Source organism: Klebsiella sp. CN_Kp088, from assembly GCF_040064335.1.
Lineage (GTDB): Bacteria > Pseudomonadota > Gammaproteobacteria > Enterobacterales > Enterobacteriaceae > Klebsiella > Klebsiella aerogenes.
In genome coordinates this window covers 109,831-124,351 of sequence record NZ_JBEAIQ010000001.1, presented here as the reverse complement: position 1 = coordinate 124,351, position 14,521 = coordinate 109,831, and the positions used below count along the sequence as shown (strand labels likewise).

At 57.4% G+C, this 14,521-nt stretch carries 10 protein-coding genes; 5 read left to right on the top strand and 5 right to left on the bottom strand.

The annotated features are described in order from the left end of the window. Nucleotides 1-147 precede the first annotated feature (147 nt). Together ABLV08_RS00590 and dcuR are read left to right on the top strand one after the other, a co-directional pair. The gene (locus ABLV08_RS00590; RefSeq protein WP_032707944.1) at nucleotides 148-1,764 is read left to right on the top strand and encodes a sensor histidine kinase; all 1,617 of its coding nucleotides are present in this window, start codon (nucleotides 148-150) and stop codon (nucleotides 1,762-1,764) included. After that, a complete protein-coding gene (gene dcuR, locus ABLV08_RS00585; RefSeq protein WP_015366795.1) occupies nucleotides 1,761-2,480 on the top strand; it encodes a two-component system response regulator DcuR in 720 nt (239 codons plus the stop codon). Before ABLV08_RS00590 ends, dcuR begins: the two co-directional genes overlap by 4 nt. On the opposite strand, the gene ABLV08_RS00580 is transcribed toward dcuR, so the two are convergent. Together ABLV08_RS00580 and ABLV08_RS00575 are read right to left on the bottom strand one after the other, a co-directional pair. Beyond that, on the bottom strand, nucleotides 2,461-3,411 hold the full coding sequence (locus ABLV08_RS00580; RefSeq protein WP_049053334.1) for an FAD:protein FMN transferase: 951 nt from the start codon (nucleotides 3,409-3,411) through the stop codon (nucleotides 2,461-2,463). The two genes, dcuR and ABLV08_RS00580, sit on opposite strands and share 20 nt — an antisense overlap. A 62-nt stretch (nucleotides 3,412-3,473) precedes the next feature. Continuing rightward, on the bottom strand, nucleotides 3,474-6,251 hold the full coding sequence (locus ABLV08_RS00575) for a flavocytochrome c (RefSeq protein WP_015366797.1): 2,778 nt from the start codon (nucleotides 6,249-6,251) through the stop codon (nucleotides 3,474-3,476). Nucleotides 6,252-6,890: 639 nt separating this feature from the next. On the opposite strand from ABLV08_RS00575, the gene ABLV08_RS00570 reads away from it, so the two are divergent. The 3 genes from ABLV08_RS00570 to ABLV08_RS00560 all read left to right on the top strand — a co-directional run bounded on the left by ABLV08_RS00570 (nucleotide 6,891) and on the right by ABLV08_RS00560 (nucleotide 11,870). Beyond that, nucleotides 6,891-8,396, top strand: coding sequence for an anion permease (locus ABLV08_RS00570; protein WP_032707943.1), 1,506 nt, complete (start codon nucleotides 6,891-6,893; stop codon nucleotides 8,394-8,396). Nucleotides 8,397-8,451: 55 nt separating this feature from the next. Continuing rightward, nucleotides 8,452-10,104 (top strand): class I fumarate hydratase FumA, encoded by a 1,653-nt coding sequence (fumA, locus tag ABLV08_RS00565; protein WP_020078961.1) that lies wholly within the window; start codon nucleotides 8,452-8,454, stop codon nucleotides 10,102-10,104. A gap of 149 nt (nucleotides 10,105-10,253) precedes the next feature. Beyond that, nucleotides 10,254-11,870 carry a mechanosensitive ion channel domain-containing protein gene (locus tag ABLV08_RS00560; protein ID WP_348855421.1) on the top strand — a complete coding sequence of 539 codons (1,617 nt, stop codon included), beginning with the start codon at nucleotides 10,254-10,256 and terminating at the stop codon, nucleotides 11,868-11,870. Nucleotides 11,871-12,023: 153 nt separating this feature from the next. Here the strand turns inward: ABLV08_RS00560 and pcaC are convergent, their stop codons facing one another. Genes pcaC through ABLV08_RS00545 form a run of 3 tightly spaced genes read right to left on the bottom strand, consistent with a single transcriptional unit; the run spans nucleotide 12,024 to nucleotide 14,512 of the window. Continuing rightward, complete coding sequence (pcaC, locus tag ABLV08_RS00555; protein ID WP_015705266.1) at nucleotides 12,024-12,413, bottom strand: 4-carboxymuconolactone decarboxylase; 390 nt, start codon at nucleotides 12,411-12,413, stop codon at nucleotides 12,024-12,026. Next, the gene (gene pcaD / locus ABLV08_RS00550; RefSeq protein WP_348855419.1) at nucleotides 12,403-13,170 is read right to left on the bottom strand and encodes a 3-oxoadipate enol-lactonase; all 768 of its coding nucleotides are present in this window, start codon (nucleotides 13,168-13,170) and stop codon (nucleotides 12,403-12,405) included. The genes pcaC and pcaD overlap by 11 nt, the downstream gene beginning before the upstream one ends. Beyond that, entirely contained in the window at nucleotides 13,160-14,512 is a 1,353-nt protein-coding gene (locus tag ABLV08_RS00545; protein WP_348855418.1) for a 3-carboxy-cis,cis-muconate cycloisomerase, read from the bottom strand. The genes pcaD and ABLV08_RS00545 overlap by 11 nt, the downstream gene beginning before the upstream one ends. Between the last annotated feature and the right edge of the window lie 9 nt (nucleotides 14,513-14,521).

Genomic DNA, 14,521 nt, shown 5'->3' with positions numbered 1-14,521 from the left:
GCAGCGCGATTGCGCGTTATCCGAGCATGAGGGCTACGCATGTCAGGCAACGGATACCCGGTACGCCGGTTTTACTGTTATTACACGGCTTTATGAAAGCCGCCCTATCGGCGATAATGATCGTTCAACGAATCGATCGGGGTTGTCATGAAGGAAGCCGAGCTACAGCCGCCCGCCCGCAAGCGCGCCCGCAGCCTGAAATTAAGTACCGCCGTCACGCTGATGATTGGCAGCGTTATCGGCGCGGTGCTGCTGCTGGTCTACGCGCTATGGTTTATGCAAATCAGTAACGCCACTCGCGACGGCTTAAAAGAGACGGCGCTGGCGGTGGCGCGCACCATGGCCGATATGCCGCAGGTGAAGCGCGGTCTCGGCGAGCCGCCGCAGAGCAATATTATTCAGCCGCTGGCGCAGTCCATTACCCGGCGTAACGACCTGCTTTACGCGATTGTGACCGACATGCGCGGCATTCGCTATTCGCATCCGGATAGCGCCATCATCGGTAAACCCTTTATCGGCGAGGATATCCGCCCGACCCTCGCCGGGCGGGAAAACGTGGCGATTAACCACGGCGTCCTGGCGCCGGCGCTGCGCGTGTTTACCCCGGTATTCAATGAACAGCATCAGCAGATAGGCGTGGTAGTGGTAGGTATTTCGCTGAGTAAAGTCGACGAACAGATCGCCAATAGCCGCTGGGACGTTCTGCTGACCATTCTGTTCAGCGCGCTGGTCTGCGCTATCGGCACCTGGAGCCTGGTGCGCGGCTTAAAACGTATTCTGCTGGGGCTGGAGCCGCAGGATATCTCCACCCAATTCCAGCAGCGACAAGCGATGCTGCACTCGCTGAAAGAAGGCGTGATCGCCGTGGATAGCAGCGGCCAGGTCACGCTGATTAACCCGGCCGCCCGCGGCATGTTACTTAGCGGGCCGGATAAAAGCATCGATCGCACCCCGCTGCTTGCCGACCTGCAGGAAGTTCTGCGTAGCGGCGAGCCTATCTATGACCGAGCGCTCGGCTGTAATGGCTTATTGCTGATCAGCAATACCGTCCCGGTGCGCAGCCAGAACGCCATCGTCGGCGCGATCAGCACCTTCCGCGATAAGACCGAGATGAGTCAACTGGTGCAGCGGCTGGACGGCATGATGAGCTACGTCGATGCCCTGCGCACCACTTCGCACGAGTTTATGAACAAGCTGCACGTGATCCTCGGCCTGCTGAATATGAAAAGCTATGACAAGCTGGAAGAATATGTGCTGCAAACCGCCCATGCCTATCAGGCCGATATCGGTGAAATTCAGCACCGGATAAAATCGCCGGTGGTCGCCGGCTTCCTGATTGGTAAAATCCAGCGCGCCAAAGAGCGAGGCTTCACGTTGAACCTCGCCGAAGAGAGCCTGGTGCCGGATTGCCCCAATGAAAAACAGGTCACCGTACTGGTGACGGTGTTAGGCAATCTGATTGAAAATGCGCTGGACGCGATGAGCGGCCAGGAGGAAGGCGAAGTGAGCCTGCTATTGCACTATCAGGATGGCTGGCTAAGCGGTGAAGTGAGCGACGATGGCCCGGGGATCCCGGCGGCCAATATTGACGCCATCTTTAATAAGGGCTTCTCCACTAAAGGCGAAAATCGCGGCGTCGGCCTGTTTCTCGCCAACCAGCAGCTGCACGAACTCGGCGGCACGTTGTCCGTCGAGTCCGAGCCTGGCGTATTTACCCAATTTTTTGTTCACCTGCCCTGGGATAGTAAAAGGAAAAAAGCGTGATAAATGTATTAATTGTTGACGACGATGCGATGGTTGCCGAGCTGAACCGCCTGTACGTGGCGCGCATCCCCGGTTTCAGCTGCTGCGGCACCGCGTCGACGCTCGGCAAAGCCCAGGAGATGATTAATGACCCGCAGATGGCGATCGATTTGGTGCTGCTGGACGTTTACATGCAGCAGGATAGCGGCCTCGATCTGCTGCCGACCATTCGCGCCAGCGGACGCGCCATCGACGTGATTATGATAACTTCCGCCGCCGATGCCGCCACCGTCCAAACCGCTATGCACTATGGCGTAGTGGATTATCTGATTAAGCCCTTCCAGTTCCCGCGCTTTGAAGAAGCGCTGACCGCATGGCGTGAAAAACGCAAACTGATGACCGGCCAGCCCTATTACGAGCAGGCGGATGTCGATCGTCTGTTGCACGGCGGCACGCCGGAAGCGGCTGACGCGCGTAAGCTACCGAAAGGCTTAACGGCGCAAACTCTACGCACGCTGTGCCAGTGGATTGATAGCCACCCTGATGTGGAATTCTCTACCGATGAGCTGGCGGCGGCGGTGAATATTTCGCGCGTCTCATGCCGCAAGTATCTGATCTGGCTCGCGCAGATCAATATTCTCTATACCACCATCCATTACGGCGCGACCGGCCGACCGGTGTATCGCTATCGGCTGGTCGCCGAGCAGTACGGCCTGCTCAAGCAGTACAGTCAGTAATCTGGTAGCCGCTGTCGAGCAGTTGAAAGCGGATGCGCTGCGGTGACGACAGAATCACGTCGCGGTTTTTGGTGACAAAAATCGCTTCAATGTCGTCCCGCTGGCGCAACGCCGCGCAGCCCTTCTCCACGCCAAGGCCATACAGCAGCGTGGTCCAGATATCTCCGTCCAGTGAATCCGCGGAAATAACCGTTACACTGTCGAGTTCGTTATCCAGCGGATAGCCGCTGCGCGGATCGAGGATATGGTGCCAGCGTTTGCCATCCTGTTCGAAATAGCGTTCATAGGTGCCTGAAGTGACAACCGACTGCCCGCTAACGGCAATCGAGCCAATAAGCTCCTGCGCCGCAGCAAAGGGTTTTTTCAGCCCAATCGCCCATTCCCCTAACGTATGTACATTGCCGCCGAGATTAATCAGCGCCTGTTCGATCCCCTGCTGGCCCAGGTAATCGCGTACCCGGTCGGCGATATATCCTTTGGCGATTGCGCCAAGGTCAATTTCCATTCCGGCCTGCGCCAGCCACACGCTCTGCTTTTCGTCATCGAGAATGACATCCTGCGGGCGGGTTAACGGCAGCCGCGCCGCAATATCCGCCGCCGACGGCACGCGATGCCCCTGAAAGCCAATGCGCCACAGTTTAACCAGCGGGCCGATAGCCAGATTAAAGGCGCTGTCGCGCACCATACTGGCGGCTTTAGCGCACTTAATCAGTTGGTACACCGGACGGCTAACGGTGACGGGATGACGCCCGGCGGCATGGTTGATATTCATTACCTGCGACTGCGCCCGGTTCACGGTGAGCAGATCTTCGTAGCGTTTAATTAACTGAAATACGCGGGAGGCCAGCGCCTCATCGTGGGAATAGAGTTTGAGCAGGATGGGCGAACCCATCAGCACGGCGGAGTAGCTATAGACGCGGTTATCGGACATCGGGCTCTCCTTAGAAGGGATAAACCGGGCGGCTAAGCCAGCCCGGCATCAGCAATTACCTATTATCCTCTGGCACGTTTCGCCGCCTGATGGCCCGCGAGGGTACCGAAGATGATGATATCCGCGACCGCGTTACCGCCGATGCGGTTACCGCCATGGATACCGCCAACCACTTCACCCGCGGCGTAGGCGCCGCGAATCGGCTGCTGCGCCACATTCAGCACTTCGCCATCGGTATTAATGGTCACGCCGCCCATAGTGTGGTGCACCCCTGGGGCAATACGAATGGCGTGGAACGGGCCTTCGTTAATCGGCGCGCGCAGCGCGGTTGTGCGGCCAAACGCTTCATCGTGCTGTTTTTCCACCGCGCCGTTGTAGCATTCCAGCGTAGCGAGGAACGCATGGTAATCCATCCCCAGCTTCTCCGCCAGTTCACGCGGCGAGCTGGCGCTGGTGACGAAGCCTTTGGCGATATACTCGTCGGCGGCTTTGTTTTTCGCCCGCACATGCTCGTCGAAGACGATGTAAGCATAGTGTTCCGGCAGCGCGATAATCGCCGCAGACACTTTATCGCGGGTCTCCATCTCGTTGAAGAAGCGGTTCCCCTGCTGGTTAACGAGAATAGCGCCGCCGCCGCGAATCGATTCGGAAATCAGGTACGAGGTCTGCTGCTCGACGGTCGGGTGAATTTGAATTTCGCCCATGTCCACGGTGCCGGCGCCAATGCGCTCCAGCAGCGCAATACCGCTACCGGTCGCCCCTTTATGGTTGGTGGTCACGAAGCCTTCGAGGTCAGGACGATATTTCACCACCATCGCGCTGTTGGCGCTGAAGCCGCCGGTCGCCACGATGATACTTTTGGTCTGCACGTCGATGATCTCTTGTTCATCGTTGATAAGACGCACGCCGCTCACTTCGTCGTGGCGCATCAGGATCTCTTCTACCGAGGTATCCAGCAGCACATCGATACCGCGTTTGGTGATATTACGCACCAGACCGCTAATCAGGTAGCCGCCAACCGCCGATCCGTCGCGCGGACGGTGGGTACGGTCGATACTCATCCCGCCGGTGGTGGTGATATCGTTAAGCATAATCCCACGGTCCGCCAGCCATTCAATGGCTTGCGGCGCGTTTTCAACGAAACGACGCAGCAGCTGCGGGTTGTTTTTGTTGTGGCCGCCCTTCAGGGTTTCCTGATAGAACAACTCTTTACTGTCCTGAATACCTTTGACGCGCTGGAAGCGGGTTTCCGCGGCGTTCATCCCGGCGGAAGCTTTGATGGTGTTGCCGCCAATAGTCGGCATTTTTTCAACGATCAGCACGCTGGCGCCTTCGTCGTGGGCCTGAATCGCCGCAGCCAGACCGGCGCCGCCGCTCCCCACCACCACAACGTCATAGCTTTTCGGCGCGGCATCGTTGCCGCCCTCTTCCGCAGCCAGCGCTTTGCTGGATTTCAGCATCGCTTTGGACACCGCTTTTTTCACCGCTTCGCTCTGGCTGGTCGCGCCGGAGATAGCGTCGACGTGCGGCGTGTTGGCGGTCAGAATACGTTCGCGGATCTCTTCGAAGCTGGTGGTAAATTCAACGCTCTGTACTGGGCTTGCGGCCAGCTCAATATCCGCAATGCGATCGTTTTCGAGGCTGACGTTAATGACCAGTTCGTTGGCATCGTCCTGAACGGTTTCGACAAACATCCCCGGTTTAAATTTCGCGTCGCCCATGCTCATGTCGCGGATCATCGCTTCGACCAGCGAGAAACGCCACAGCGGTTCCGGAATATGCAGCGCCTCGCGCTGGGTGCTGTCGATAAAGAGTTCCAGCTCTTCGCCGGCGGCGATACGTGAAGCCCAGTCCGGATAGGCGATGCAGGCGCGGCCGACGGCCATCAGGTCATAACCGTGATCGAGGCCCTGTTCGGCGTCGGCTGCGTTAACCACCCCGCCGACGCCCATCACCGGCACCTGCGCCAGCGTTTCAGAACGCATCGCGCAGTATTTTTCAATCAGCGGCGTCGGATCGCTGGTATCTACGATAGACGGGCGCAGCGTCGCGCCAACCGAGAAGTGCAGGTAATCGACGCCGCGGGCGGCCAGTTTCTCCAGCAGATACATGGTGTCATCGAAGCGGATCCCCGGGACTTCCATCTCTTCCGGCGAGAAGCGATAGCCGATAATAAAGGCATCATCAGCGTACTGACGGGCCATTTTATGCGTGATGTCCAGTACCGCCAGCGGGAATCTGGCGCGGTTGTCGCGGCTGCCGCCCCACTCATCGTCACGCTGGTTAGAGTTCGGCGAATAGAACTGCTGGATAAGATAGGTGTTGGCGCCGTGGATTTCGACGCCGTCGAAACCGGCAAGAATCGCGCGGCGTACGCCGTCGCCAAATTTGGCAATCATGCCTTCGACTTCTTCACCACTGAGGGCGCGCGGCATGGCGGCGCCGTCGCGCGGCGCGGCAATGGCGCTCGGCGCCACCGGCTGGCGACCACCAATCAACTGTGGGTCAACCATGCGGCCGCCGTGGTAAATCTGCAGAATCGCTTTCGAGCCTTCCGCTTTTATCGCTTCGGCGATTTTCGCCAGTCCGGCGATTTTTTCATCGTTATCAATGCCAATAGCGCCCGGGAAGGCCAGACCATAATCATCAATAAAGCAGCATTCAACGATGATAGTCCCGATGCTGCCGGCACGGGCGCGATAGTATTCAACGAGCTCGCTGGTGACGGTACCATCGAAATAACCGGTGCAGGTGGTCATTGGCGCCATTAGCAAACGGTTTTTCAGTTCAGTCCCATTCGGTAAAGTAAATGGCTGCAGAATTCGTTCGTTACTGGTCATATTAATACTCCAGATTTTAAATATTGAAATTCAGAATTGGGTGACGGAAATTTTATTGATTGTTTATTTTCATTCCTGTTGTCATGCCAATAATATAGCGCGTTTTTTAGTTACCAAATTAATTACGTTAGTTAAAAAACTATTTAATACCTGCAATAACAGCAATACCTCTATTGTATTATTAAATTTATATATCGCATTTACATAATACAAATGAATGATAACATTTCGGTCACTTTTGTTAACCTATCAAAAGCACAAAAAGGTAAATACAAATCATATATATCAACTAGTTAAAATAAACACTCACTATATAAAGCGTTATAACCCTCTCGATCATTTAACAATTTCCGTTTCTTTATGATAATAACCACATCATCATATGTGGTTATTGCCAAACGAAAAAAAAGATCCAGATCACCTGTTTTTTTTGATCTCGATCAATTGCAATGCAACGTGAAAGCGCAATATATAAATACCCAATGAATTTAATTTAACGCCGCGAAAAACGCGTTAAATAACCGTTTAAGCAATAAACAATCTCGACCATTAATAATTAAAGAAACTTTCGCAACTAAAAAAATCGAGTGTTGTAAGCGAAGACGGAACCGTATTTTCAACTACTAGCAGATACTCATTATGAAAGAGAAAAAGACAACCATACCGCCTGCCGGTGCCGCGTCTAACGCGGCGTATAAACGTCTGATCATGATGGCGTTGCCCATTATCGTCGCCGTACTGCTGCTGTTCGTCCCGGTGCCTGACGGCTTACCGCCATTCGCCTGGCACTATTTTGCTATCTTCGTCGGCGTTATCGTCGGCCTTATCTTCGAACCGCTGCCGGGCGCCGTTATCGGTATCACCGGGGTGGTGGTGATTGCTTTATGTAGCCAGTGGCTGCTGTTCAGTCCGGAACAGATGGCGGCGCCGAGCTTTAAGCTGGCCGGCGCGTCATTTAAATGGGCGGTGAGCGGCTTTGGCAACTCTACCGTGTGGCTTATCTTCGGCGCGTTCATGTTCGCCGCCGGCTATGACAAAACCCAGTTCGGCCGCCGTCTGGCGCTGATTCTGGTAAAATATCTTGGCCGCCGCAGCCTGACGCTGGGCTACGCCATTACCTTCGCTGACCTGCTGCTGGCGCCGTTTACCCCGTCCAACACCGCACGTAGCGGCGGGACCATCTACCCGATTATCGCTAACCTGCCGCCGCTGTACGGTTCTAAACCTAACGATCCGAGCGCACGCCGTATTGGCTCTTATCTGATGTGGGTAGCCATTACCGCCGCCTGTATCACCAGTTCCATGTTCCTGTCGGCGCTGGCGCCGAACCTGCTGGCGCTGGCGCTGGTAAAAAGCATCGTCGGTATCAACATCTCCTGGGGTACCTGGTTTATCGCCTTCCTGCCGCTGGGTATCCTGCTGATTCTGGCCATGCCGCTGCTGGCGTACTGGTTCTATCCACCAGAAGTAAAAATCAATAACGAAGTACCGCTGTGGGCCGCTCGTGAACTGGAAAAACTGGGCAAACTGTCGCGCAATGAAATCCTGCTGCTGGTGTTTGTTTGCTTCGCACTGATGATGTGGATCTTCGCCGCCGACTGGATTGAACCGGCGCTGGCTGCCCTGCTGGTTATCGTGCTGATGCTGTGGACCGGCGTGCTGTCCTGGAGCGATATCACCAACAACAAAGCGGCATGGAATACCTTTGTCTGGTTCGCCACGCTGGTCGCGCTGGCTGACGGTCTCTCCTCCACTGGCTTCATCGCCTGGTTGGGTAAAGAAGGCGGCGCGCTGATGAGCGGTATTTCTCCGGGCGTTGCGACCATCGTCCTGCTGCTGGCGTTCTATCTGCTGCACTACCTGTTCGCCAGCACCACCGCGCACACTACCGCGCTGCTGCCGGCCATGCTGACCATCGCTTCGACTATCCCGGGCATGAATATGGAAGTCTTCGTCCTGCTGATGGTGACCTCGCTGGGCGTGATGGGCATCATCACCCCGTATGGTACCGGTCCGAGCCCGATTTACTACGGCAGCGGCTACCTGCCAACCAAAGACTACTGGCGCCTCGGCACCATCTTCGGCGCCATCTTCCTGGCCGCCCTGCTGCTGATTGGCTATCCGTGGATGTCCATGATGTTCTGATTCATAACCGCCGGGTCTTCCCCCGGCGGTTTTTATCTTTATGGAGTATGTGAATATGTCGACGAAACCCTTTGTTTATCAAGACCCGTTCCCGATGGCGCATGACGATACCGAATACTATCTGCTCAGCAAAGAGCACGTCTCCGTCGCCGAATTCGCGGGCCAGGAAGTGTTAAAGGTTGAACCGCAGGCGTTAACTCTGCTGGCGCAGCAGGCCTTCCACGATGCCGCTTTTATGCTGCGCGTCTCGCATCAGCAGCAGGTCGCGGCCATTTTGCTCGACCCGCAGGCCAGCGAAAACGACAAATACGTCGCGCTGCAGTTCCTGCGTAATTCCGAAATCGCCGCCAAAGGTGTGCTGCCCACCTGCCAGGATACCGGCACCGCCATCATCATGGGTAAAAAAGGCCAGCGCGTTTGGACGGGCGGCGGCGATGAAGCCGCGCTGGCGCAGGGCGTCTATAACACCTATACCGAAGACAACCTGCGTTACTCGCAGAATGCGCCGCTGGATATGTATAAAGAGGTCAACACCGGCACCAACCTGCCGGCGCAGATCGATCTCTACAGCGTCGACGGCGACGAATATAAATTCCTGTGCATGGCGAAAGGCGGCGGTTCCGCCAACAAAACCTATCTGTACCAGGAAACCAAAGCGTTAATCACCCCGGCGAAGCTGAAAAACTACCTCGTCGAGAAGATGCGTACCCTCGGTACCGCGGCCTGCCCGCCCTACCACATCGCCTTTGTGATTGGCGGCACCTCAGCGGAAGCGACGCTGAAGACCGTTAAGCTGGCTTCCGCCCGCTACTATGACGACCTGCCGACCGCGGGTAACGAGCACGGTCAGGCGTTCCGCGATGTGCAGCTGGAGCAAGAGCTGCTGCAGGAAGCGCAAAATCTCGGCCTCGGCGCGCAGTTTGGCGGGAAATATTTTGCCCACGATATCCGCGTTATCCGTCTGCCGCGCCACGGCGCGTCCTGTCCTATCGGTATGGGCGTCTCCTGCTCCGCCGACCGCAACATCAAAGCTAAAATCAACCGCGACGGCATCTGGATCGAAAAACTGGAGAGCAACCCGGGGAAATATATCCCTGAACACCTGCGCCAACAGGGTGAAGGCAATGTGGTTAGCATCAACCTGAATCAGTCGATGAGCGAGATCCTGACGCAGCTGTCGGCGCACCCGGTCTCAACGCGTCTGAGCCTTAACGGCACCATTATCGTGGCCCGCGACATTGCCCACGCTAAGCTGAAAGAGCTTATCGATAACGGCGAAGCGCTGCCGCAGTACGTGAAAGATCACCCGATCTACTACGCCGGCCCGGCAAAAACACCCGCCGGTTACGCCTCAGGTTCTCTCGGCCCGACCACCGCAGGACGAATGGATTCCTACGTCGATCTGCTGCAATCGCACGGCGCCAGCATGGTGATGCTGGCCAAAGGTAACCGCAGCCAGCAGGTGACTGACGCCTGCCATAAACACGGCGGTTTCTACCTCGGCAGCATTGGCGGCCCGGCGGCAGTACTCGCCCAGCAGAGCATTAAGAGCCTCGAGTGCGTGGCTTATCCGGAGCTGGGAATGGAAGCTATCTGGAAAATCGAAGTGGAAGATTTCCCGGCCTTTATCCTCGTTGATGATAAAGGTAACGACTTCTTCCAGCAGATCCAAAATCAGCAGTGCGCCGGTTGTAAACAACACGGCTAATCCCCTCCGCGCCCGGCGGCTCATCGTCGGGCGTATTCTCCCCCCTTAATTCTTGAATTCACCCGACGCTGAACTATGCTCAATCCAGCAGCCGCTCAGAGTTTGACCGGCTGAAAAATAACAATAATTCCTCTTTTCTGGTGTCGCATATGAACAGGATTCAGGCGTTGTTAACGGCGTGCTTTCTGCTATGGCTGGCCTTCCCGCTTTCCGCGGCAGAACCTCGTCAGCAGCCCACCGCTCGCGAGCAGGCGCGAACCGTCGCTATTTTCCATCAACCGATCGTCATGCTACAGGCGACATTCGGTCAGACCACGCCGGAAGAACGGGTTCTGCGCATCCGCAATACGCTACGCGCCTTCACCGAAGCCGATATCAGCCAGCCGCTTCAGGTGGTGCCAATCACCCGCTACAACCAGCCGGGGCGGCTGTTTCTGATGAATGGCAAACCTATTATGTTGCTAAGCCAGGCCGACCTCGATGAAGGCGACGATCTGACCCTCGATCAGGCGGCGCAGCGCGTTCTTGCCCGTATGGAAGCGCAAAGGACGTCGCTGCGCGAACAGTACAATACCCACTATTTGTTGTTGGCAGCGCTGAAATCCGTCGCCGGCGCGCTGCTCCTCGCTCTGGTTTGCTATTTCGCTTTCCGTTCGTGGCGGCGAGTACGGCGCTTTTTCCACCTGCGGATCCTCGAAAAACGCAGCATGATCCCGCATAACTGGCGGCGTTTTCTCGGCAACATTGAAAGCCGGTTATACGCGCTACTGGTCATACTGCTAGGGGTACTGGCGGGTTATGTCTGGCTGAGTTGGGTATTCAGCCTGTTTCCGTGGACCCGGGTATGGGGAGAGTCGCTCGGTGAGTGGTCGGTAGGGGTAATTCGTGATATTTCGCTGTCCATCGTGTCGGCGCTGCCGGGATTGATGATCGTACTGCTTATCTTTCTGATTACGTGGTTTATCATCCGCCTGCTGAAGTTGGTGTTGGATCAGGTCGCCGCCGGGCGTCTGCAGATCCCCGGTCTGCATCCGGAAACCGTCGGCGCCACGCGAAAGCTTATCGCCGTGGTTATCTGGCTCTTTGCGCTCTCCGCCGCCTATCCTTTCTTGCCTGGCGCAAACTCTCTGGCCTTCAAGGGGATTAGCGTGTTTTTCGGCCTGATGTTGACGCTGGGCTCAGCGGGGGTGATGAATCACGCCATGAGTGGACTGGTGCTGATTTATACCCGCGCGCTGCATAAAGGCGACTGGATCCGCATCGCCGATAACGAAGGCCAGGTCAGCGAGATCGGCATGCTGGCGACCAAAATCCTGACCCGCGAGAACTATATTGTCACCCTGCCGAACGCGGTGGTGGTCAGCGGTAAAATCACCAATCTCAGCGCCAGTGACCCGCAACAGGGAATCAACCTCACCACCGGCGTGACCATTGGTTACGACACGCCGTGGCGGCAGGTACAGGCGATGCTGGAACTGGCGGCCCACCGCGCCCAGGGAGTGGATCATCAGGTGGCGCCGGTGGTTCGCAAACTGGGATTGCTCGATTGGTATACGTCGTATGAACTGCAGGTGCGGCTGTTACCGGAAACGACGCTGCCGGAGGGGCGCAACGCGCTGCACAGCAGCATTATCGATGTGTTTAACGAATTTGGCGTGCAGATTATGTCGCCCAATTTTGTCATGCAACCGAAAGGCGCGGTGGTGGTCGCCAAAGAGGATTGGTATACCGCCCCGGCCGTCGCGCCGCAGGAAGGCGACAGATAACGTCATCCTACGCCAACGCAGCGTCACCAGGTAATGCCGGATGGCGCTGCGCTTATCCGGCCTACAACTCAAAATCCCCGGTGGCGCTACCGCTTACCGGGGCTACAGCGCCGTGCGATTTAGTAGCCCGGACAAGGCGCAATGCGCCGCCCCCTACGCCTGCGCGGCGTCGATCTCGGCAAACACCTGCTGCGCAAGGTGCAGCGTGGCGTTTGCCGCCGGTAAACCGCAGTACAGCGCCGAATGCATAATCAACTCTTTCAGCTCATCACGGGTCACGCCGTTATTAAAGGCGGCGCGCAGATGCATCTTAAGTTCCGCCTCGCGGTTGAGCGCAATCAGCATCGCAATAGTGATCATGCTGCGGGTATGGTGATCGAGCCCCGGACGCGTCCAGGTTTCTCCCCAGGCGTAACGGGTGATGAAATCCTGAAACTCCTCATTCAGCGGCGTGAGGTTCTGCAGCGTACGGTCAACGTGAGCATCGCCTAATACCTTGCGGCGAACCTCCATTCCCTGCTGATAACGTTGTTTATCTTCCATTTTGCTCCCCCAGCAAAAAGCCGTTCAGCGCGGCGTTAAAGGCGGCTGGCGCTTCGATATTCGACAGATGCGACGCGCTCAGCACCACCACCTGGGAATCGGCAATCTGCTGATGCAGGAAGTTAGCGTCGGCGACAGTCGTGACAGGGTCACTTTCTCCGGCAATAATCAGCACCGGAATCGCAATTTGCCCGACCTCCCCCCGCAGGTCTGCCGCCGCCAGCGCTTCGCAGCAGGCGGCGTAGCCTTCAGCGTCGCTATGGGTCAACTGGTGACATAACGCCTCGACCACCTCCGGCGCGCGCTGGCGGAAATTATCACTAAACCAGCGGTCCGCCGCTCCCGCGGCAACCACATCCATCCCTTCCTGACGCACCGCACGAGCGCGGGAAAGCCAGCCCGACTGCTCGCCGATCCGCGCCGCGGTATTAGCCACCGCCACCGCATAAAAACGTTCCGGCGCAAAGCGCGCCAGCCATAATCCCGTCAGCCCGCCCATCGAAATACCGCAAAACAGCGCCTTACCGATATTAAGGTGATCGAGCAGCGCAATCACATCTTCGCCCAGTTGCGCCAGGGTCACCTTGCCGTTTTTCGTCGTTTTACCATGGCCATGGGTGTCATAACACAGTACGCGAAAATTCGCCGTCAGAGCCTCCATTTGCGGCTGCCACATGGCGCGCGTGGTGCCAAGCGAGTTCGACAGCACGATAACCGGCGCGCCTTCCGGCCCGTCGAGTTGATAATCAAGATTCATGATGTTGCTCCTGATAACGCGCCAGTACCTGGCGCACAAAGCGTTCGGCGCTACCGGTGGCCGTTGCCGGATCCAGTAGCGAGTTTAAACGTTCGCGGGAGAGATACTGACTGACCTGCGGGTCAGCCGCCAGCAGATCGACAAGCAAGCCATTGCGATCCAACGCCTGACGACACAGCGCTTCTACACGATGGTGCGCCTCGGCTTTGCCAATAAACTCCGCCAGCGCCAGGGTCACCGCTTCCGCCATAATCAGCCCGTGAGTGATATCGAGGTCGGCACGCATCTTATGCACGAAAACCTGCATCTCGCGCACCAGCATGTCAGTTTGCGCCAGCGCCCCGCCCACCAGCATGATCAGTTCCGGTAGCGTTTCCCATTCGGCCTGCCAGCCGCCGAGCGCGCGCTCATGCTGTTGGATTTGACCGGCGTAAAGGGTGGCGACCAGCCCCGGCGTGCGCTGCGCCGCGGTTAGAATCGCCGCGCAGGAGACCGGGTTACGTTTGTGCGGCATGGTCGAGGAGCCCCCGCGCCCTTCCGCCAGCGGCTCGCCGACTTCCGCAACCTCGGTTTGCATCAGCAGCGAAAAATCATTGGCGAATTTTCCCAGAGTACCGCAAACGCCAGCGAACCAGGCGCCGACCTCGAGGAAACGGTCGCGCTGGCTATGCCATGGCGTATCCGGCAACTGCAGGTCGAGGGTTTGCGCCAACGCCTGCGCCACCTGCGGCGCCTGCTGTTTCAATGAATCAAGCGTGCCCGCCGCACCGCCAAACTGCAGCGCCAGCACCCGTGGGCGCATCTCAATCAACCGCTGTTGCCAGCGCAGCAGCGTATCCAGCGTCCCCGCCAGTTTAAGGCCAAACGTGACCGGTAGCGCATGCTGCATCCAGGTGCGCCCCGGCATCACCGTATGTTGATAGCGCTGCGCCTGTTCGGCGAACGCGTCAATCAGGCTGTGTAGCAGGCTATCCGTCGCCGCCAGCGCGCCCCGCAGTTGCAGAACAAAGCCGGTATCGATAGCGTCCTGGCTGGTGGCGCCCCAATGGACATAGCGCGCGGCGTCCGGATCCTGCGCTTTCACCCGCGCAGTCAGCTGTTTGACCAGCGGAATAGCCAGATTGCCGGCGCTGGCCGCAGCCTGTCCAAGCGCGTCGAAATCGATAAGCGCATGCCGGCAGGCGTTGACTATCGGCGAGACTGCCGCCTGCGGCACCAGCCCGCAGTCGGCCTGCGCCTGCGCCAGCGCGGCTTCGAAATCCAGCATACCCTGTACCCGCTGCGCATCGCTAAACCAGTCGGTTAGCGGACTGCTGCGCAACATGGGGGTCAACAAACTCATCGCGACTCC